The organism is Rummeliibacillus suwonensis, from assembly GCF_007896435.1.
Lineage (GTDB): Bacteria > Bacillota > Bacilli > Bacillales_A > Planococcaceae > Rummeliibacillus > Rummeliibacillus suwonensis.
In genome coordinates this window covers 13606-33590 of sequence record NZ_VCBL01000006.1, presented here as the reverse complement: position 1 = coordinate 33590, position 19985 = coordinate 13606, and the positions used below count along the sequence as shown (strand labels likewise).

Here is a 19985-nt window from a genome sequence, read left to right as displayed (position 1 = left end):
GTTGTCATGACACTATTGGTTTTTCTCAAGATATATTTAAATGTAAATAGTGTATACTATGATTTATGAAGAAACAGTGGAAGAAGGGACTAAGTATGAAATCAAAATATCCTGATGATAGCTTAGCGCTACATACAGATTTATATCAAATCAATATGGCAGAATCCTATTGGGCGGATGGAATACATAATCGTAAAGCCGTGTTCGAGGTGTATTTTCGAAAGTTACCATTTGGAAATGGCTACGCTATTTTTGCTGGCTTAGAGAGAGTGTTGGAGTACTTGCGCGATTTTCATTTTAGTGAGTCAGATATCCAATATCTTAAAGAAGTAGTGGGATATGATTCGGATTTTATTGAATACTTAAAAAATCTTCGTTTTACAGGTAGCATTTACTCTATGATTGAAGGAGAACTTGTTTTTGGAAATGAACCAATTATGAGGATTGAGGCTCCTTTAGGTGAAGCACAAATAGTAGAAACAGCTATTCTTAATATTGTTAATTTTCAAACGCTTATTGCCACAAAAGCAAGCCGTATCAAACAAATCGTAAAGGACGATGTGATTATGGAGTTTGGTTCACGTCGCGCACAAGAAATGGACGCGGCTATCTGGGGAACTAGAGCATCCATTATTGGTGGCTTTGATGCGACGAGTAATGTTCGGGCTGGAAAGCTATTTAATATACCTGTTGCTGGAACACATGCCCATTCATTAGTACAAGCGTATAAAAATGATTATGAAGCTTTTCATGCATATGCTCGGCGCCATAAAGATTGTGTTTTTCTCGTTGATACGTATGATACATTAAAATCTGGTGTACCAACTGCGATCAAAGTAGCAAAAGAGCTAGGGGATAAGATCAATTTTATAGGTATTCGCTTAGATAGTGGAGATATTGCTTTCTTATCCAAAGCTGCTCGTAAAATGTTAGATGAGGCAGGTTTTACAAAAGCAAAGATCGTAGTTTCAAACGATTTAGATGAATATACAATTTTAAACTTATTGGCTCAAGGCGCTAAAGTGGATCAGTGGGGTATTGGGACGAAGTTGATCACTGCATACGATCAACCAGCATTAGGTGCAGTTTATAAACTTGTTTCTCTTGAAGATGAAAAAGGTCAAATGCAAGATCGTATTAAAATTTCTGCCAATGCTGAAAAAGTGACGACACCAGGATTGAAAAAATTATATCGTATTATTGACCTTGAAAACGGCAAAGCAGAGGGCGATTATATTACGATGTTTGATGAAAATCCTGAATCCGAAGAGCGTATTAAAATGTTCCATCCTATTCATACATTCATCTCAAAATTTGTCACAAACTTTACAGCAAAAAATCTTCATACGAAAGTAATTGAAGATGGCCGTATTATTTATGAAAGTCCATCTGTACAAGATATGAGAGCTTATGCAAATGAAAATCTAGAATTGTTATGGGATGAATATAAACGTTCTTTGAATCCAGAGGAGTATCCAGTCGATTTAAGCCAAAAATGCTGGGATAATAGAATGAAGAATATAGAAGCTGTCAAAGACATGGTGAGAGAAATGGATACTAATTTAGGGAGGGATTTTTAATGACTTTGCAACAACAAATTATTGAAGAATTACATGTACTCCCCAAAATTGATGCGAAAGAAGAAATCCGCAAATCGATCGACTTTCTAAAAGAATATGCGAAAAAGAATACCTTTGTTAGAGGATTTGTACTTGCTTTATCAGGTGGTCAGGATTCTACTTTAGCAGGAAAACTAACGCAGATTGCAGTAGATGAGTTAAATGCAGAAGCTGGAGAAAATCGCTATTCCTTTTGGGCAGTCCGTTTGCCATATGGAGTACAAGCAGATGAACAAGATTGTCAGGATGCTATCCAATTTATCCAACCAACACAAGTGTACACGGTCAATATTAAACCGGCAGTGGATGTAAGTGTTCAGTCATTAAAAGAAATAGGTATCGAACTTTCTGATTTTGTAAAGGGAAATGAAAAAGCTCGTGAGCGTATGAAGGTTCAATATGCGATCGCGGCTCATCATCATGCGGTCGTACTTGGCACAGACCATGCTGCAGAAGCAGTGACAGGTTTCTTTACAAAGTTTGGAGATGGTGGAGCTGACCTTACGCCAATCTTCCGTTTAAACAAACGTCAAGGAAAAATACTACTGGCTGAACTTAATTGTCCAAAACATTTATATGAAAAAACACCAACCGCAGATTTGGAAGAACATCGTCCAGCTTTACCAGATGAAGTCGTGCTTGGTGTAACATACGATCAAATTGATGACTATTTGGAAGGCAAAGAGATCTCAGAAGAGGCTCGTCAAAAAATTGAGGGACATTACTTGCGCTCCCAACATAAACGCCACTTACCAATCACTATTTTTGATGATTTTTGGAAATGATCAATTATATGTATATGCTACACCTATCCCGCTTTAACGGGCAGTAAGACCCCCATCTCAAGATTTAGAGAGAAATGAGAAAGATAGGTGGGGGAACAACTGCCCGTAAAAGTCCGATTGGTTCGGGCCAACAAGATGTTGGTCCCTCAGGTGTTGTCACAGGACGTGGCGCTTTTAACCTGAGTTCCTCTATTTCAGTGAGAGGTGAAGAAAGCCCCCACTGATGGAGTTTCACTTTATCGTAAGCCATTGAAGAAGAAAATAACATTAAAATATGCTCTATAGAGTAGAAAATGAAAAAATCTACTTTATAGAGCATTTTTATTTATAAAAATTCCATCATAAGAGCACCATAACATCAATAAGTCAAAATATAGACATATGAATTTTGAACTTTTTTCACAACTAATCATTAAAGTAATAATTAGTAAGAAGGGAGAGAAAATGATGAAAAGACAACTAGGGTTAATCGTTATTTCGGCAGCGCTATTACTTGCAGCATGTGGACAAGACAATGCCAAAACAACAGATTCTAAAAAAACAACAGCAGAAAAAACAGAACAAACTACAAAAACAGCGACTTATAATAAGGTGAATTCTAAATTACAGGAGCCAACAGAAGATACGAAGTGTGCATTCTGTAATATGAAAGTCTATGAAGCTAATCATGAAATGGGGGCATTCTCGGCACAAGCTATTAAAGAGGATGGATCCACTATTTTCTTTGACGATATTGGCTGTATGCTCAACCAAGAACGCAAGGATAAAGTTCAATATGACAAATATGTTCGTGACTATGATTCGAAAGAATGGTTAAAACTTGGGGATGCTGTTATTGTCAAAGCAGCTATCAAAACACCAATGAATTATGGCTATGCATTTTTCAAAGATGAAGAAAGCGCTAATTCGTTCATCAAAAAACATGATGGTGCTAAAATTGTCAAAATTTCAGATGTAGACGGAGTAGCTAATGAACGATATAAAAAGAAAATGCAAAAAATGAAAAACAATGACTCTGGTGAAAAAATGGACATGGATATGAATAACTAGTCATCATCACTAAAGATCCTTAGAAGGGCTGGGGTTACCTATGCCCTTTTTGTCGTATTATTTTCAATGAATGTTGTTATGTAAGCAGGAAAGATAAGTAGTGATTTCTCGTTAAATCTTTCTGGGTACTGAAAAATAATGATACAACGATGTCACTATTTTACTTACTTTATGAAGAAACAGCCATAAGAAAACTCAACCAAAAGCCTTATCGTAGAACGGAGGAGGGCTTATGAAACGTATTTGGATTTTCATCATTTTTTTGATCGTTTCGATGTGGTCGATGCCACAAGGACAGGCAAAAACAAAAACATTGCAACAACTGATCGACCAAACACCTGAAAATGGAATATTACAGCTCCCAGATACTATATACAAAGAAAATGTAGTGATTCGTAAATCACTAACGATTAAAGGATCTAAGCACACCATTTTGCAAAGCGCGAACCAAAAGCCTGCTATAAAAATAGAAAATGCTGAGCAGGTAACAGTTGAAAACATAACAGTGCAAAATGCTCATATAGGAATAGTAGGGAAGAAATCGCAGCACCTGCATTTTAAGCACCTTCATTTCAAAAATGTATGGAGTGGAATCCAACTTTATAATACGCAAGACATTACACTAAAGCATCTAGAAATTGCAGGAATTCATGGGCATTATGCCGATAAGGGAAATGGATTAGCTATTTATAATAGTGCCAATGTGACAGTGCAGGAAAATAATATTCAAAATGTTCAAGATGGTGTTTATATAGAAGCGGTGAATCAAATTTCACTTTCAAAAAATAAAATTCAAAATGGGCGTTATGCGCTCCATTTTATGTATACCAAAAACGGACAAGCAACCGATAATACTTTTCAGAAGAATGTGACCGGTATTATGTTGATGATGTCTGAAAATGCAAAGCTCAGTCATAATCGACTATTTGAACAAAATGGATTAAACGCCTCCGGTATGACTTTATTTCAATCAAAAAATATTAATGTTTTCAACAATCTATTTCAAAACAATCGAACGGCGATTTCAGCACAGAATTTAACCAATTCATCGATGAAAAAAAATACATTTTTGATGAACCAATCAGCAATGGAACTAATCCGATCGAATGAACAAAACAAAATAAATAAGAATGATTTTATCGGCAACATTGTGAATCTTCGTTCGGATGGAAGCGGTAGTGATATTGCACAAAATTATTATGATGATTATGCAGGAATTGATGTGGATGATAATGGGATTGGTGATCGAAGTTATGTGGCACTCCAAAGCTTCGGACAATGGATGGTTAGACAGCCTGCTTATCAATATTTTATCGAATCACCGAGTGTTGTACTGCTGAACATGATGGATCGCCAAACAAATGCAATTGAAAAAAAGCAATTAGTTGACAAGGAACCGATGATGCGAAGTGCCATAATAGTGGAAAGTAAAAGTGTGCGGACTGTTTGGAAAATAATATTAGGATTTGGAATGGTGCTTGCAATACTATGGTTTTGGAGAAAGGAAATACAATGATGAAAAAGAGATGGTTAGTAGGTATCTTTGCTGCTGTTTTATGTTTACAAGCTTGTGGCGATAAAGAATATAAACCGAGAGAAATCGATAGTGAAACAGATATTTGCAAAATATGTAATATGACTATCGTTCATAAAGAATATGCTGGAGAAATTGCTTTAAAGAATGGAGATTATGAAATATTCGATGATTTAGGTTGTTTAATTGAATATATGAAAGGCATGGATGAGGATGATCTAGGCAAGGCTTTTATCAAAGATGAAAGTGGTAAGAAATGGCTAGATGTCAAAACAGCTTCTTACGTATATGACAAAGATATTTGGACACCTATGTCTTATGGTGTAATCGCCTTTCAAACAAAAGAAGAAGCAAAAAAATATATTGAAAAAGAAGGTAAGGGAAAATTATTAAGTTTTTCTGATCTAGATACCTTTGAATGGGGTGTACACCATTGAGTAATCGCCTGTTTATCCGATTAGAGTGGAGACAAATGCTACGAAGCCGATGGATGCAATTAGTAGCATTACTTTTTGTTTTTGTCTTTGCTACGATTTCTCTTATACAACAAATTGCGCTGCCTGATGTTAATGGTTTTACAAGACAAACTGCCAGCTTTTTAAACTTACTTTTGTTTTTACTGCCATTATTCATCTTAACGATAGGTAGCATGGGGATCGCTAGTGACTTAGAATCAGGTTGGTTTTCATTGTTGAAAACATATCCTATAACAGTTGCCCAATATATTTGGGGTAAATATATCGCCTTGCTATTATCGTTCATGCTTATTTTATTATTAGCTTTTGCAGTCGTGCTTGGTATGAATGGAATATCAGGTCAAGTACATTTACCAATCCTGTTCGTAGGACTGTCGATCATGACAGTACTTATATTCTCTGCCATTGCCATACTTTGCGGTACTTTTGCTAAAAGTCGTTTACATGCATTAGCTTTGTCACTAGTCGTATGGGCGGTATCATTATTGCTTTTATCCTATGCACTAATGGCAATTGGTACAGTTGTTGCAGGGCATGTTTTGCAAAAATTGACGATTATTATGATCCACCTAAACCCTGCTGAATGGATTCGTTTTGGCTATTTTCTTTTCTCCGGGCAAACATCTGTATTAGGACCATCCTTCCATCATTTTACCGAATTTTATAGCTCAACGATGGGATACGTATTGTATGCAATTGTCACAATTTTATGGATTGTATTACCGATATTATTGGCAAAATGGCTGCTAGTGAAAAGAGGGCGTCAAGTATGATGGTAGAAGGAAAAAATCTTGTTAAGAAGTATTCAGAAGCCCAAGGAATCATTGATGTTTCATTTCTCTTACAAGAGAGGCGAATCATTGCTTTGGCTGGTGGAAATGGGGCTGGTAAGAGTACTCTGATCCGCTTATTAATTGGAGAAGAAAAACCAGATAGTGGTGAATTGAAATGGGCTACGAAACCTTCGATTCGTTACATGCCTGATGATGTCAATTTTCCACCAACTTTGACGGCACTGGAAATTTTGCAGTTACTTGCAGGATTGAAAAAGATCCAGTCAAGCGAAATCGACAAGGCTTTAAAGCGAGTAGGTTTATGGGAATATCGCAAACAACGCGTCCGTCAATTTTCAAAAGGGATGCGTCAACGATTAAACTTAGCACAAGCATTATTAGGAGAAGAACAATTACTGATTTTAGATGAACCAACAAATGGTTTAGATATTCGCTGGATCGCCGAACTTAAAACAATCTTAAAGGAACAAAAGGAAAGTGGTAAAACGATTCTATTTTCAACACATTTACTTTCTTTTGCAGAAGAGCTGGCAGATGATGTTCTTTTACTACATGATGGTCATGTGTTAAGGCATGGAAATATTCAATCTGTATTGCAAGAAACAAAAACAATGCATTTAGAAGAACTTTTTATGCATGAAATCGTGAAAAAATAGAAATATATGTAATAACATGAAAACACGACTAATCAGTAAGTCGTGTTTTTTGGGTTCTATATTATATGTAATTGAAATATCAGCGTCGGAACAAATTAAGGTTACTGGAAAACCAGCTTTCAAGAGATTATACAAAGAGCCTTTGTAAACGGAGAGATTCGTCGGTTATTTAGGGAAAAGAGAACTGAAAATTTATCCCGCTTTAACGGGCAGTAAGACCCACGTCTCAAGATTTGGAGAGAAACGAGAAAGATAGGTGGGGGAACAACTGCCCGTAAAAGTCCGATTGATTCGGGCCAACAGGATGTTGGTCACTCAGGTGTTACCACAGGACGTGGCGTTATTAACCTGAGTTCCTCTAGTTCAGTGGGGGATGAAGAAAACCCCCACTGATGGAAGCTTCACTTTATAGCATCATCATTTTTGTCAGGCGTGTTGATTATCCAATTTAATCCATGGAAATAGGGGAATTTGTTGATTTCCGCTCCGGCTTGCTCGCTTTCCTGCGGGCGAATGCTGAGCCTCCTCGCTACGCTGCGGGGTCTCATCTATTCGCTTTTCCCGCGGGAGTCGAGCAAGCCTCCGCTCCAATCTATATAAATGGTCCTAAGAATACAGGGTTTTTCAAAAATTACGTCAAACAGACACGCCTAATTTTTGTCAAATCAACATGCGTGATAAAATATAGTGTACTTGCTGATTTCCGCTCCGGCTTGCTTACTTTCCTATGGGCGAAAGCTGAGTCGGTTGGGGCAGCCGGCTTCTTCAATGGTCTTTTAGCGAAGAGGGAGGGGGTATACCGAATCAGAATCATCCGTTTTTTCTAAGTTCCTTCCCTCAACATTTAAGATAGAGCCTTTTTTATAAGCTTTAAAAACAATCATGCTATAATAATGCTAATTGAGAAAATGAACACATAAAAGGAAAAAATGACAGGGGGCCAATAAATGGAAACACACGACAAGCTACAATCCATTATTCAAAATATAGAAAAAGTGATGATTGGCAAAAAACATATTGCGGAGTTGAGCGTTGTAGCGTTATTGGCAGAAGGGCATGTTTTACTTGAAGATGTGCCTGGTGTAGGGAAAACAATGATGGTCCGCGCACTTGCTAAATCAGTAAGCGCTAATTTTAAACGAATTCAATTCACTCCGGATTTGCTTCCTTCAGATGTAATTGGTGTATCCATTTATAATCCAAAAGATATGGAATTCCATTTTCGACCTGGTCCAATAATGGGGAATATTGTGTTAGCCGACGAGATTAATCGTACATCTCCAAAAACACAATCTGCTCTATTAGAAGGAATGGAAGAAGCAGCGGTGACGATTGATGGAGAGACAGTGCAAATTCCAAAGCCCTTTTTTGTAATGGCTACCCAAAATCCGATTGAATATGAGGGCACATATCCGCTACCTGAGGCGCAGCTGGACCGCTTTTTATTGAAATTGAAAATGGGTTATCCAAGTCGTGATGATGAAATCGAGGTATTAAGAAGAGCAGAAGGAATCCGTCCAATTGAAGCTTTAACAGCTGTCGTTACAATTGATGAATTGAAGGCTTTGCAGCAAGAAGTGAAAACCGTCCACGTTGACGAGTTAGTGAAAAGCTATATTGTTGAACTAGCAAGAGCTACGCGTGAGCATCAATACGTATATCTTGGTGCAAGTCCACGTGGTTCCATTGCCTTGATGAAAGCATCACAGGCGTATGCATTGCTGAAAGGTCGTAGATATGTAACGCCAGATGATGTTCAATTTTTAGCACCATTTGTTTTTGCACATCGCATCATTTTGAAACCAGAAGCACGCTATGAAGGGATCACACCTGAAGAAATCATTGGTCGTGTTATTATTCATACAGCTGTGCCGATTAAAAGGGCTTCCAGATGATGAAAAAATATAAAGTAAGCTGGCTGTCGCAAGCGATTATACGTTTTGTAATGGTTGTTCTATTGGTAGCCATTTCTCTTTGTTTTGCATTGATGCAAGGGGGATTTGTTAGTTGGTTCGTTTTCTTCATGTTTATTCCTTTTGCTCTCTATTCGATGATATTGTTTTTTGTACCAGTAAGGAATTTTTCAATTGAAAGAACGATGTTATCCGAGTATTTGAAACAAGGAGATTCTCTACGAATGACGATAACACTAAGGAGAAAATCACGATTTCCATTACTTTATATGGTCATTCAAGAAAGTGTGCCGAGTGAGATCTTTGAAAAAGCAGCGGCAGATCAGACACGCCATTTTTTTATGGTGGGGTTGAAAAAACAAATAGCTTGGAATTATGAAATTCCTAATATGCCACGTGGACATCATCAACTAGTAGGAATCGAATTGACGATTGCGGATTTTTTTGGTTGGGTAAAAAAGACCACCTTCATACCGGCCAATCGTTCTGTTGTTGTATATCCAAATATAACCAATATGATTTATACACCATTACAAGTAACACGAAATAGTGGAATAGGCACAGCACATAATGCTATTGTACGTGATACAACAATGGTCTCTGGTATTCGAGAGTATCAGCCAGGGGATCGTATGGCATGGATTCATTGGAAAACATTTGCGAAAACCCAAAGCCTGCAAACGAAAGAATTTGAAGATCAACAATCCCAGGATATTTGTCTTGTATTAGATGAATCACCTTCAGATGTATTTGAAGAACAAGTCGAATTATGTGCTTCGATTTTAACGGCAGTTGTTCATCAGCATTTTACAATGTCCTTTTTATCCGCGGGTACAAAACCAGCCTTTTTTGATCAAATTCAAACAGAGGAACAGTTGCAAAAAGCACTTTATTATTTAGCAGCTGTACAACCAAATGCAACAGAAGAAGTTGCACGTAAGTATGATCAAAATCGTCTGCTCATTCATGCAGCCATGCTATATTTTGTGACAGGTGCATTGACGATTCAATGGATTACGATCTTAAAAAAGGTTTCTACAAAATCGCAACAAGTTATTTGTTTTATTGTGCGAGACCCTAAAACAAGCGTTTCAGAACATGAGGAAAAAGTGGAAATGATGGCAAAGGAAAATGGAATCCTCGTCTTTCCAATTTCATATAAACAATTTCCGAATGCCTTTACGGAGGTGTTGAAATAATGACTTCACCTGTAATGAGATGGATAAGTTTAATAGGTCTTTATCTCATAATTTTCTTAATGTTAGTAGAGTGGCTTGTGCCAGTAGTACAACTTACGGGTACAGGACATATTGGTTTATTTCTTGCTTTTGTCATACTTTGTTTAGGTAGTAATATTCTTGAGCTTAATGGGGCACTATCCTTTTTGATGAAGTTTGTCTATGTCGTATGGTTTTTAATGTATGTTTATATGGGAACGAAATTCTTCTCTGTAGAAAGTTTTATGAAAATTGCGGAAGAATTTGTAGTAAGTATACGCGCTTTAATAGAGGGAGATTGGAATGGCATAACAGATTCATTTCGTAGTATCTTATTTTTCGTTTTACTATGGATGACTGTCTATTTAATCCATCACTGGTTAACAATCAAGCATTCTGTATTCTATTTCTTTTTAACAACGATTATTTTCTTATGCTTAATAGATACACTGACAAATTACAATGCAGATTTTGCAATCATACGTGTGATGATTTTAGGTATTTTACTAATGGGTGTGTTATTTATAAACCGCTTATTTAAAAATAGTCAGGTGAAATGGCAGCCACAGTACTATAGTATGTTAATGATCCCGCTGATCATTATGATTATTGGCAGCGCGCTTTTTGCCTACTTTATGCCTAAAAAGCAAGCACTGATTCGTACACCGAATGCTATTGCCCATTTGATGGATTGGAAGAGTGGTCAAAGTTCGGGGATTGGAAAAATTGGCTATGTGGAAGATGATAGTAAACTAGGAGGCCCATTTGAGGAAGATAATCGTCCAGTATTTGAAGTAGCCACGAAAACGAACCAGTATTGGCGTATCGAAACAAAGAATATCTACACCGGTAAAGGATGGGAAAGAAAAGAAGGGGACATTTATGTACATACCTTCGGATATGGTGAAGAAATCCCACTGACGCTTAAGCCTGGTAAAAAGAAATATGAGGATAAGGCTACGATTACTCTAAAGAAAAACTATAAGTTTATCATGCAACCATATGGTTTAGAGACGATCGATCAGCCGAATGATGAAAAATCATTTTATATTGAAATCGATGGGGAAAAAATTCGCCCAACCATCAATGAGCAAAAGGTTTTTCTACCACAATACTCAATGACATACTCAACACCTGAGTATAGTCTAAAGGCATTAGAAAAGACGAGAAATTCAGATTTGAAGAAACTTTCTAAGGATTATAATCAGTATTTGCAACTCCCAGCATCTTTACCAAAACGGGTACAAGACTTAGCAGTAGAGATAACAAAAGATGAAAAAAATCTATATGATAAAGCAAACGCCATTGTTTCTTATTTCCAATACAATGGTTATAGGTATTCACGTACAGATGTAGCGGTTCCTTCGAAAAATCAAGACTATGTTGACCAATTCCTTTTTGAAACAAAATCAGGTTATTGCGATAATTTTTCGACTTCTATGGTTGTGATGCTTCGTACATTAGGTATTCCGGCGCGTTGGGTAAAGGGTTTTTCGGAGGGGGATGAAGTTGCCTCTGACGATGACACGAGCCATTTTATCGTGACAAACAACAATGCCCACTCATGGGTAGAGGCATATCTACCAGGAGTAGGGTGGATGTCGTTTGAACCGACGATTGGTTTTGACGGATTCGATAATGTATTAAATGATGTCAAAGATGAACAAAATGAAGCGACGATCAATCCAAAGAAAAAAGAAAATGCTCAAGCAAAAGCAGCAGAGCAAAAGAAAAAAGAAAAACAACAGCAAGAAAAAGCCAAAAAAGAAGAAAAGAAACAACAACAGCAAGAGAAAAAACAAAGTCAGGGTAAAGATAAAGCAGCAACCAGCCAGCTTGGTAAGATAGTGAGCATCATCGTACTGATCATTATTTTGGTAATCATTCTATTCTATTTGACGCGTAAAAAGTGGATGCCAAAATGGTTATTGATAAAATATCGATGGAAGGGAAAAAATAATATCCTGATCGAGCCACTTTATAATGATTTACTGAAGCAGCTTTCTTTAAACGGGTTATCAAAAGCACATGGACAAACTCTACGCGATTTTGCTAAACAAGTTGATGAAAAGTTCGGCACAGAACATATGAGTATTTTGACGCAGGCCTATGAGGAGACGCTTTATAGTAAAGAGGAACCAACAATAGATAAGGATAAAATGATCGAATGTTGGGAATATTTAATCAATCATTTAGGCGGTTGATTTTACCTCGTATAAACTGTAAGATTAAGAAAAATTATAAATATTGAACTACCCTCATATATGTTCGGAAATATGGTTCGAATGTTTCTACCAAGCTACCGTAAATAGTTTGACTATGAAGGCATAAAGGGCTGTGTTTTCGACATGGTTCCTTTTGCCTTTGAGAGAAACGAGAAACCGAACGCGGAGGAAGAACAAAACTTTCAACGCGTTCTTTTCATATTAGTGTACTATATAAGTAAGTAGTCATTTACAAAGTGGCTTTGTTATAGGAAATTGTGATTTTTGAATGTGAGCAAGGAACGCTGACTCCTGCTAGAAAGTGAAAGATAGGATTCTATAGTAAGCGTATAGCTGAGCGAGTAGTCTTTGATTCACCAGTGTAGGCGCCGATTTGCAGAAAAAGCATACAAATATACAGTATTCTAAACAGAGTCTATAAAATATAGAAGAGGTGGAACTGTTGTCAGTTAGTACAATTTTAAAAGATCAAGAAAAGATCATCGTTCTTGATTTTGGTAGCCAATACAATCAGCTTATTACACGTCGAATTCGTGAATTTGGTGTCTATAGTGAATTGCATCCCCATACAATTACGGCAGAAGAATTAAAAGGGATGAATGCTACTGGTGTCATTTTCTCTGGAGGTCCAAACTCCGTATACGATGAAAATGCATTCCATATTGATGAAAAAATCTTCGACATGGGATTACCAATTTTAGGTATTTGCTATGGTATGCAATTAATGACACATTCTCTAGGTGGTAAAGTCGAAGCGGCTGGACATCGCGAATATGGTAAGGCTGAAATTAAAGTATTAGAAGACAATGCCTTATTCGGCGATCTTCCTAAAGAACAAGTTGTTTGGATGAGCCATGGCGATCTAGTAACAGAAACACCAGAAGGTTTCATTACGATTGCTACGAGTGAATCATGTCCGATCGCAGGGATGGCAAATGCAGAACGTAAATTCTATGCAGTACAATTCCATCCAGAAGTTCGCCACTCCGTATATGGCAATGACATTTTACGTCAATTTGTATTCGATATTTGTGGGGCAAAAGGCGATTGGTCTATGGATAGCTTCATCGATATGCAAATTGAAAAAATTCGCGAACAAGTTGGCGACAAAAAAGTTCTTTGTGCACTGTCTGGCGGTGTCGACTCTTCCGTTGTTGCGGTTTTAATCCATAAAGCAATTGGTGACCAATTAACATGTATGTTTGTGGACCATAATTTATTGCGTAAAGGCGAAGCAGAAAGTGTTATGCAAACATTTGAAGGTAAATTTGGTATCCATATGATTAAAATCGATGCACGCAAACGATTCATGGACAAGCTTGCCGGCGTAAGCGATCCTGAGAAAAAACGCAAAATCATCGGCAACGAATTTATCTATGTATTTGACGACGAGGCTTCCAAACTGAAAGGAATGGACTTCCTTGCACAAGGTACACTATACACAGATATTATCGAAAGTGGCACAACAACTGCCCAAACGATCAAATCTCACCACAATGTAGGCGGACTTCCTGAAGATATGCAGTTCGAGCTAATCGAACCATTAAAAACATTATTTAAAGATGAAGTACGTGCATTAGGTACTGAACTAGGTATTCCAGATGAAATCGTATGGCGCCAACCATTCCCAGGCCCAGGTCTTGCTATCCGTGTACTTGGTGAAGTAACAGAAGAAAAACTTGCAATCGTCCGTGAATCAGATGCCATCCTACGTGAAGAAATCGCAAAAGCAGGCTTGGATCGCGATATTTGGCAATACTTCACGGTACTACCCGATATCAAATCCGTAGGCGTCATGGGCGACCAACGCACATACGACTACGCCATCGGTATCCGTGCCGTAACATCCATCGACGGCATGACATCAGACTGGGCACGCATCCCATACGATATACTCGAAAAAATCTCTGTACGTATCGTCAACGAAGTACCACACATCAACCGTGTGCTGCTAGATATTACATCTAAGCCACCAGCTACTATTGAGTGGGAATAAGATTTAACAGCTTGGAATGCTTATGTATTAGGCATTCTAAGCTGTTTTTGTTTGTAGAGATACCAGTTTTGATACCAATTTCATTAATGATATTTAATTTGCTTTGAGATTTTGGAAGTCTTCGGAGACTCATCAAATTATTCTTTCTTAATAGCTAAATGTGGAAATTACACCACCATTAATGTCAGGATATATTTACAAATGGGTTAAGTGAATGTAATATAAGTGTTAAATAAAATATAATTAAAGAGTGACATTATGAAATTTAGAAAAACTGAGAAGAATCTTCGTATAGATGTTTTTTCTAAGCTAGTGGAAATTTTTAATGATAAGTCTTGGGAAATTGAAGATGGTCCAAATGAAGTTAGTCTTTTTAATAGATTTTGCAGTACTCTTTCTGAGTTATCTGATGATCAGCAAATGTTAATCTTAGAAATGACAGAAAGATTTACAAGAATTAAGTTTGAGGAATATTTAATCTATATTAAAAAAGTATTGGATAGTCTTGTCAATGACAAAACGATAGATATAACAAGTATAAATAATATCTATATTGCTCCTTTAATTTCTCCAGATGATTTTGGGAAAAGTAAAAGTTCAACTATGGTTCAATACTCGATTAGAGGTATTATCCAGAATATACCAGAGATTGCTTTTAAAAGAATTATATATACAGATGGACTAAAAGTAGATAGTGAACATATTAATAAGGAAGATAGCATTTTATTGCTGGTTGATGATTTCGTAGGAACTGGAGAAACGGCTTATGCTGCGATTGACCATTTAAATAATGTTGAGAAAATTGATAAAAAGAGAATTGTAATCTTGACAATAGCTGCATTAGAAGCTGGTATATCCTATTTAGAAAGCTTAGAGATCATTATTTTTACTGCATTGGTTTTTAAAAAAGGTATAACTGATTTTTATCCATCAGAAATAGTCTCTGAAAAGATTACATTAATGGAATCAATTGAAAAAAAGATTAAAGTACATAAAAATGAAAGATTAGGTTTTAAAGGCTCTGAAGCACTAATCACTCTTATTAGAACTCCTAATAATACTTTTCCTGTATTTTGGAAGGAGAAAAATAATAGAATAGCTCCATTTCCGAGGTGAACTTTTTGGATCATGAAATCATATTACTTTTACAGTTGATTAAAAAGAATGGGAATATAGAAAATCTAACTAAACAAGGTTATCAATACTCTCAAGTTGCTTTTATGATTAACACTATTGTTGAAAATGGGTTCTTAGAATTTTCAAGCCAAGGAATGATTCTAACTGATAGTGGAGAAGATATATTAGCAGCATATAATAAAAAACTTAATAGAAAAAATTCAGAGGCAATAATAAGCCCTCAAAAAGAGTATATTTTGGAAGAACAAAAAAGTATTTATGATATATATTTACCTAGTGATATTAATAGCTTAAAATAGTCCAATTAGACTTTGTGTGATACTTATATCACACGTTTGGCGAGTCGCCAAGCGAAGAAGAACAGTATTTTCTAGCCTTTTGTTAATAACTTCTCCATTTCCCGGAGGTCAATTCCAAAGTTATTAACAACACTCCGGCTAACGCCTCCGTGGTCATACTGAACATTAAAGGAAGTTCACCTTTAATGTTCAGTATGAGGAAGATATATAGATTGAATTGGTAATTGGACGGATACAAATGGTGATTTTATGGAATGGGAAGAATATAAGTCAAAGTTTTACCACTATGCTAGTTTTGAAGGAAAGGACCCCGATTATATAGATAACTGTTTGAATTATGCTGAAAAACTCTTTAATAAAGGACTTCCAGTTATATATGATCAATTACATCTTTCCTTACTAGTTGGTTATGAAGAGATATACTTAATAAAGGTTTCAAATTCACAAGATTCATTCTATAGGAAATTCGATATTTTAAAGAAAAATAAAAGAGATTATAGAACTATTTCAGAACCTCTACCTAATCTTAAAAATATTCAAAGATGGATTTTAAGTGAAATATTATCTAAATTAAAGCCAAGTGAATATTCAAAAGCTTTTAGACCTGGTTTATCAATCAAAGATAATGCAAGGTTTCATAGAAAACAAAAAAAGTTACTTACTGTTGATATAAAAGATTATTTTGGATCAATAGATTTCAAGAAAGTATTTATTTTCTTTAGGAATTTAGGGTATAGTAAGCAGGTTTCAGTCATGTTAGCTAATATTTGTACACTAAATAATGGACTACCACAAGGGGCACCAACTAGTCCTATGCTGTCAAATTTGATTACGAAAAATTTAGATCAGAGAATAGCAGGTTTTTCTAAGAAAAATAATCTTAGGTATACTAGATATGCTGATGATTTAACCTTTTCTGGCGATTTTAATGAAGGCCATGTAATTGAATTTGTAAAAGAAGTATTTAAGTCAGAAGGTTTTACAATTAACGATTCCAAAACAAGAGTTCGTAAAAGAAACCAGAGACAAGAAGTAACTGGAATAGTAGTTAACGAAAAGATGCAAGCATCCAGAAGTTATAGACGAGATTTTAGACAACAAATGTACTATATTAAAAAATATGGGCTTGATTCACATGTTAATAATATTGAGGGGGGAGATACCCTGAAATATTTGTATCACTTATTAGGGATGGCTAACTTTATTATTAACATTAATCCAAATAATCAAGAAACTAAAGAAGATTATCATTATCTTAAGGATTTACTACAAAAGTTAAAATAAATATTAATATTAGAAAAACAGCAGTTCCCCAAAATGGGGACTGCTGTTTTTCTTAGTTAACTAAATAGTATTTCTTAGATTTCATCTTTCTTGTATTTGAAGGACTGATTACCTTGAAACTTAGCTTTCTTTTCATGCGAAGTTGTGTAATTAATTGAACCAGTCATACTATTAGCAATTTCGAAATTAACATTAGGATATAAGTGCGAATAGGAACTTAAAGTTGTTTTAATATCCTCATGCCCTAGGCGATCTTTAATAATAAGAGGGTTAGCATTAATTAAGAATGAAGCGTGTGAATGGCGTAATCCTTTTGCTTGAATAGGCTTTACAGCAGCTAGTTTAGCATGTCTTCTGATTATCCTTGATATAGTCGATTTCCATGTTGGTCTGCCATCATAAGAGAAAACAAAATCAATCTTTCCAAACCCTTCTTGTCTATCTTTCCAAACTTTTAAAATTTCTATTGTATCAGTATCTAATGCAATTGTACGCATACCTGCTTTTGTTTTTGTGGGTCCAAGTGTCCAATTATCACTATTTTTCAAACGCAGCGAATTACAAACTGTCAAAGTTCGATTTTCTAAATCAATATCTTGTTTCCAACGTAATGCAGTTGCTTCATTTACTCGTAGACCTGTCATAAAATACAACCAAATTATTATAAAGGAGTAATGCTCATAATAATCATCAAGATTAAAAGTTGATAGAACTTTTTGGAATTCTTCTTTTGTCCAAAATTCAACTTTCACTTTTTCTTTTGGAATTGCACCAACTTGTTTTGCTCGATTTGTTTTAATCATACCTAGGTTGACAGCTTTTTCTAATGTTTGTGAAAATAGCCCTTAAACCATTCGAGCGTAATTCTGTGAAAATTTCTCAGTTAAACTATTTTTCCAAATTTGAATATCAATATTTGAAATATTATCTATCTTTTTCTTACCAAACTGATTTATCAATTTCTTGAATACTGGTAAACGGGCTTCATAAGTTGTGATTTGTACACCTGATTTATAGTCGGGGAGAAAAAGTTTCTCCATATAAGAATCATAATCTAGACCGCTATTCGTAATTTGTCCCATATCTTGTGCTATTTTTAATTCAGTTGTTTTTGCTTCATATGCTTCTTTTTGTGAATTAAACCCTCTGCGAACCTTTCTAATACGTTTCCCAGTGATTGTATCAAAACCTAGCGAAACTGAGTAATACCATTTTCCAGTTTTCTTATCTTTATAGATACCAGTTAGTTTTGCCATCTAATCATTCCCATCTATCTGTATAGAAAAGGGACTTACTTGAAGTCCCCTTGTAACATCTAAAATATAATTCCAGTGATCTGTTCAACAACTTCTTTAGGTACACGTCCTAATCGTTTATTGTTGTAAAAATTATAACCACGCTGCACCATCAAAGCTTTAGCTTCACGAATAATGCTTTGTGCGGTACATTTTGTATAACCAATTTCTATTAATTCGTCTTTACTAACTACATTCAAAAAAATACCTCCTAAATTTCATCTTTTCCTAACAGTTCGTTTACTCGTTGTGTAATTATAGTTCTGTCTAAATCGGTCAGTTTAGAATGTCCCAAATTAAGTTCTTTACGTAAATAGGCATCTGCATATTCTATACCGAATGCTTGTTTATGAACTTCATAAATCATTGCTCTAGATTTTGTTGTAGATTTTTCAATCCAATTCTTTTTTTCTTTTAATGTGATTTTGGCCTTTGCTGATCGTAAAGAAATTTTTGGAATGTCATGAATGAAATTATCCCACCACTTCATATTTTTCCAACGAGATTTATTATGAAAATCTCTTTTTCCTTTTGGTTGTGTTTTAAAAGAATAATGACTGGCTAGAATTCCTTTAATAATAATATTTAAAGGTTTTCCTTCAGAAATAAGTTTAAAAACTTCTTTAGCTTTAGAGTCTCCAAGTTCTAATTCCCATCGAACCCATTTTTTAATATCTAAAATTTCGTCAGTATTATCTCTTACTTCTTGTTTTTTATCGTATATTCTAAGAACTTGAGGATGACTACCTATATATATAGTGAATCCGGTTAGAATACCATCTAAAATTCTGCCGCTATTTATTTCTTTAAAAGTTTGAGATTGTGATGATAATTGACCGCGTTTTACATAATCTTGAATTTTACTAACATGGGGTGTAGTTTTATCGAAAATATCTAAAGCTAAGTCGATTCTCGATGAATTACCATTGAAAGAAATAATGGTTTTAATAAATGAGTGCCAATGCCAGCCTGTGATTTGTGACATATATTCTTCGTATTGTCTACAAGCTTTACCAGATAAATTCACTAATACATTTGAGTGCTTGTCACTCAGATGTATTTCTATATTTGCAAAGCAGTGACGTATATCATAAGAGGGGAAAGGGCTTCTTTTCCCATCCATATCAAACTCAGTAATAGGTATTCCTAAAATGTGTTCTGCAACGAATGTAAAATCAGAATCGGGTATTGAAAATCTTAGCCAATCAATTAAGCAGTTATTATCCATTGATTTTAAAGTTAGTAGCAGAAATTTTTAATTCAGCAATTTGCCAGTTATCTTGAAAAGAACCGTTAATTTTAGACTTGATTATTGCCTTTTTCGGTAACACGGAAAGATTTTCGAAAGTAATTGGAATGAATTCGTCTGCTTCAAATTTATCGAAGATAGGTAGAGAATCCAAATTCGCTACTTCTATACTAATTGCAGCTCCAAATTCATTTAATTGATTAGCGATAGCGAGTTCAACTAATGTGCGATCATAAGCTTTAAATATAACAGTTAGTTTACCTGTTTCTATTTTCTCGCCAAGTGGGGTAGTTTTTTTCTCTGCTTTTGTAGTAACTTGACTAGCCAAAATAACATAATTTTGGGGTAATTTAAACTGACTTAAATCGAATTTCATATTTACTAAGTCATGTTTAGTCCCATCTGTAAGTGAAATTTTATTTGTTGAAGCTAATTTTAATTTTGCCAATTTTAATG

General features: G+C 35.4%; 20 protein-coding genes and 1 riboswitch. Of the genes, 15 read left to right on the top strand and 5 right to left on the bottom strand.

The genetic code is table 11. The features are described from left to right. Nucleotides 1-95: 95 nt before the first annotated feature. The 15 genes from FEU33_RS17840 (at nucleotide 96) to FEU33_RS17775 (ending at nucleotide 16985) form a co-directional block, all read left to right on the top strand. Nucleotides 96-1580 carry a nicotinate phosphoribosyltransferase gene (locus FEU33_RS17840; RefSeq protein WP_146550832.1) on the top strand — a complete coding sequence of 495 codons (1485 nt, stop codon included), beginning with the start codon at nucleotides 96-98 and terminating at the stop codon, nucleotides 1578-1580. Beyond that, nucleotides 1580-2404 carry an ammonia-dependent NAD(+) synthetase gene (gene nadE, locus FEU33_RS17835; protein WP_146550831.1) on the top strand — a complete coding sequence of 275 codons (825 nt, stop codon included), beginning with the start codon at nucleotides 1580-1582 and terminating at the stop codon, nucleotides 2402-2404. The genes FEU33_RS17840 and nadE overlap by 1 nt, the downstream gene beginning before the upstream one ends. Nucleotides 2405-2478: 74 nt before the next feature. Further along, nucleotides 2479-2628, top strand: a complete 150-nt coding sequence (locus FEU33_RS18945; RefSeq protein WP_186731477.1) for a hypothetical protein — start codon at nucleotides 2479-2481, stop codon at nucleotides 2626-2628. 223 nt (nucleotides 2629-2851) lie between these two features. Next, nucleotides 2852-3454, top strand: coding sequence for a nitrous oxide reductase accessory protein NosL (locus FEU33_RS17830; RefSeq protein ID WP_146550830.1), 603 nt, complete (start codon nucleotides 2852-2854; stop codon nucleotides 3452-3454). Between the two features lie 232 nt (nucleotides 3455-3686). Further along, nucleotides 3687-4970 (top strand): right-handed parallel beta-helix repeat-containing protein, encoded by a 1284-nt coding sequence (locus FEU33_RS17825; protein WP_146550829.1) that lies wholly within the window; start codon nucleotides 3687-3689, stop codon nucleotides 4968-4970. Beyond that, on the top strand, nucleotides 4970-5425 hold the full coding sequence (locus FEU33_RS17820) for a nitrous oxide reductase accessory protein NosL (RefSeq protein ID WP_146550828.1): 456 nt from the start codon (nucleotides 4970-4972) through the stop codon (nucleotides 5423-5425). Before FEU33_RS17825 ends, FEU33_RS17820 begins: the two co-directional genes overlap by 1 nt. Next, complete coding sequence (locus tag FEU33_RS17815; protein WP_244951073.1) at nucleotides 5422-6237, top strand: ABC transporter permease; 816 nt, start codon at nucleotides 5422-5424, stop codon at nucleotides 6235-6237. The genes FEU33_RS17820 and FEU33_RS17815 overlap by 4 nt, the downstream gene beginning before the upstream one ends. Then, nucleotides 6234-6914 carry an ABC transporter ATP-binding protein gene (locus FEU33_RS17810; protein ID WP_146550826.1) on the top strand — a complete coding sequence of 227 codons (681 nt, stop codon included), beginning with the start codon at nucleotides 6234-6236 and terminating at the stop codon, nucleotides 6912-6914. The genes FEU33_RS17815 and FEU33_RS17810 overlap by 4 nt, the downstream gene beginning before the upstream one ends. A 947-nt stretch (nucleotides 6915-7861) precedes the next feature. After that, complete coding sequence (locus tag FEU33_RS17805; protein WP_146550825.1) at nucleotides 7862-8809, top strand: AAA family ATPase; 948 nt, start codon at nucleotides 7862-7864, stop codon at nucleotides 8807-8809. Beyond that, nucleotides 8806-10026, top strand: a complete 1221-nt coding sequence (locus FEU33_RS17800; protein WP_146550824.1) for a DUF58 domain-containing protein — start codon at nucleotides 8806-8808, stop codon at nucleotides 10024-10026. Before FEU33_RS17805 ends, FEU33_RS17800 begins: the two co-directional genes overlap by 4 nt. After that, a complete protein-coding gene (locus FEU33_RS17795) occupies nucleotides 10026-12248 on the top strand; it encodes a DUF4129 domain-containing transglutaminase family protein (protein ID WP_146550823.1) in 2223 nt (740 codons plus the stop codon). Before FEU33_RS17800 ends, FEU33_RS17795 begins: the two co-directional genes overlap by 1 nt. Nucleotides 12249-12282: 34 nt before the next feature. Then, nucleotides 12283-12384, top strand: a riboswitch (purine riboswitch). Between the two features lie 327 nt (nucleotides 12385-12711). Beyond that, nucleotides 12712-14265 carry a glutamine-hydrolyzing GMP synthase gene (gene guaA / locus FEU33_RS17790; protein ID WP_146550822.1) on the top strand — a complete coding sequence of 518 codons (1554 nt, stop codon included), beginning with the start codon at nucleotides 12712-12714 and terminating at the stop codon, nucleotides 14263-14265. A 258-nt stretch (nucleotides 14266-14523) separates the two neighbouring features. Beyond that, nucleotides 14524-15381: a phosphoribosyltransferase gene (locus FEU33_RS17785; protein ID WP_146550821.1), complete on the top strand. Its 858-nt coding sequence runs from the start codon at nucleotides 14524-14526 to the stop codon at nucleotides 15379-15381. Nucleotides 15382-15386: 5 nt separating this feature from the next. Beyond that, a complete protein-coding gene (locus FEU33_RS17780) occupies nucleotides 15387-15701 on the top strand; it encodes a hypothetical protein (RefSeq protein ID WP_146550820.1) in 315 nt (104 codons plus the stop codon). A 249-nt stretch (nucleotides 15702-15950) separates the two neighbouring features. Continuing rightward, on the top strand, nucleotides 15951-16985 hold the full coding sequence (locus FEU33_RS17775) for a retron St85 family RNA-directed DNA polymerase (RefSeq protein ID WP_146550819.1): 1035 nt from the start codon (nucleotides 15951-15953) through the stop codon (nucleotides 16983-16985). Nucleotides 16986-17059: 74 nt separating this feature from the next. On the opposite strand, the gene FEU33_RS17770 is transcribed toward FEU33_RS17775, so the two are convergent. Genes FEU33_RS17770 through FEU33_RS17750 form a run of 5 tightly spaced genes read right to left on the bottom strand, consistent with a single transcriptional unit; the run spans nucleotide 17060 to nucleotide 19977 of the window. Further along, entirely contained in the window at nucleotides 17060-17788 is a 729-nt protein-coding gene (locus FEU33_RS17770) for a site-specific integrase (RefSeq protein WP_146550818.1), read from the bottom strand. A gap of 42 nt (nucleotides 17789-17830) precedes the next feature. Continuing rightward, nucleotides 17831-18241, bottom strand: a complete 411-nt coding sequence (locus FEU33_RS17765; protein WP_146550817.1) for an Arm DNA-binding domain-containing protein — start codon at nucleotides 18239-18241, stop codon at nucleotides 17831-17833. Nucleotides 18242-18300: 59 nt separating this feature from the next. Then, complete coding sequence (locus FEU33_RS17760; protein WP_146550816.1) at nucleotides 18301-18480, bottom strand: DUF3173 domain-containing protein; 180 nt, start codon at nucleotides 18478-18480, stop codon at nucleotides 18301-18303. An 11-nt stretch (nucleotides 18481-18491) separates the two neighbouring features. Continuing rightward, complete coding sequence (locus FEU33_RS17755; RefSeq protein WP_146550815.1) at nucleotides 18492-19508, bottom strand: replication initiation factor domain-containing protein; 1017 nt, start codon at nucleotides 19506-19508, stop codon at nucleotides 18492-18494. Then, nucleotides 19501-19977: a hypothetical protein gene (locus tag FEU33_RS17750; protein WP_146550814.1), complete on the bottom strand. Its 477-nt coding sequence runs from the start codon at nucleotides 19975-19977 to the stop codon at nucleotides 19501-19503. The genes FEU33_RS17755 and FEU33_RS17750 overlap by 8 nt, the downstream gene beginning before the upstream one ends. Nucleotides 19978-19985: the final 8 nt, after the last annotated feature.

What these genes read in the sequence shown, in the direction of transcription:
- FEU33_RS17840 (WP_146550832.1), top strand. Translation starts at nt 96, where the DNA reads ATGAAATCAAAATATCCTGATGATAGCTTAGCGCTACATACAGATTTA.
- nadE (WP_146550831.1), top strand. Translation starts at nt 1,580, where the DNA reads ATGACTTTGCAACAACAAATTATTGAAGAATTACATGTACTCCCCAAA.
- FEU33_RS18945 (WP_186731477.1), top strand. Translation starts at nt 2,479, where the DNA reads ATGAGAAAGATAGGTGGGGGAACAACTGCCCGTAAAAGTCCGATTGGT.
- FEU33_RS17830 (WP_146550830.1), top strand. Translation starts at nt 2,852, where the DNA reads ATGAAAAGACAACTAGGGTTAATCGTTATTTCGGCAGCGCTATTACTT.
- FEU33_RS17825 (WP_146550829.1), top strand. Translation starts at nt 3,687, where the DNA reads ATGAAACGTATTTGGATTTTCATCATTTTTTTGATCGTTTCGATGTGG.
- FEU33_RS17820 (WP_146550828.1), top strand. Translation starts at nt 4,970, where the DNA reads ATGAAAAAGAGATGGTTAGTAGGTATCTTTGCTGCTGTTTTATGTTTA.
- FEU33_RS17810 (WP_146550826.1), top strand. Translation starts at nt 6,234, where the DNA reads ATGATGGTAGAAGGAAAAAATCTTGTTAAGAAGTATTCAGAAGCCCAA.
- FEU33_RS17805 (WP_146550825.1), top strand. Translation starts at nt 7,862, where the DNA reads ATGGAAACACACGACAAGCTACAATCCATTATTCAAAATATAGAAAAA.
- FEU33_RS17800 (WP_146550824.1), top strand. Translation starts at nt 8,806, where the DNA reads ATGATGAAAAAATATAAAGTAAGCTGGCTGTCGCAAGCGATTATACGT.
- FEU33_RS17795 (WP_146550823.1), top strand. Translation starts at nt 10,026, where the DNA reads ATGACTTCACCTGTAATGAGATGGATAAGTTTAATAGGTCTTTATCTC.
- FEU33_RS17785 (WP_146550821.1), top strand. Translation starts at nt 14,524, where the DNA reads ATGAAATTTAGAAAAACTGAGAAGAATCTTCGTATAGATGTTTTTTCT.
- FEU33_RS17775 (WP_146550819.1), top strand. Translation starts at nt 15,951, where the DNA reads ATGGAATGGGAAGAATATAAGTCAAAGTTTTACCACTATGCTAGTTTT.
- FEU33_RS17770 (WP_146550818.1), bottom strand. Translation starts at nt 17,788, where the DNA reads ATGATTAAAACAAATCGAGCAAAACAAGTTGGTGCAATTCCAAAAGAA.
- FEU33_RS17765 (WP_146550817.1), bottom strand. Translation starts at nt 18,241, where the DNA reads ATGGCAAAACTAACTGGTATCTATAAAGATAAGAAAACTGGAAAATGG.
- FEU33_RS17755 (WP_146550815.1), bottom strand. Translation starts at nt 19,508, where the DNA reads ATGGATAATAACTGCTTAATTGATTGGCTAAGATTTTCAATACCCGAT.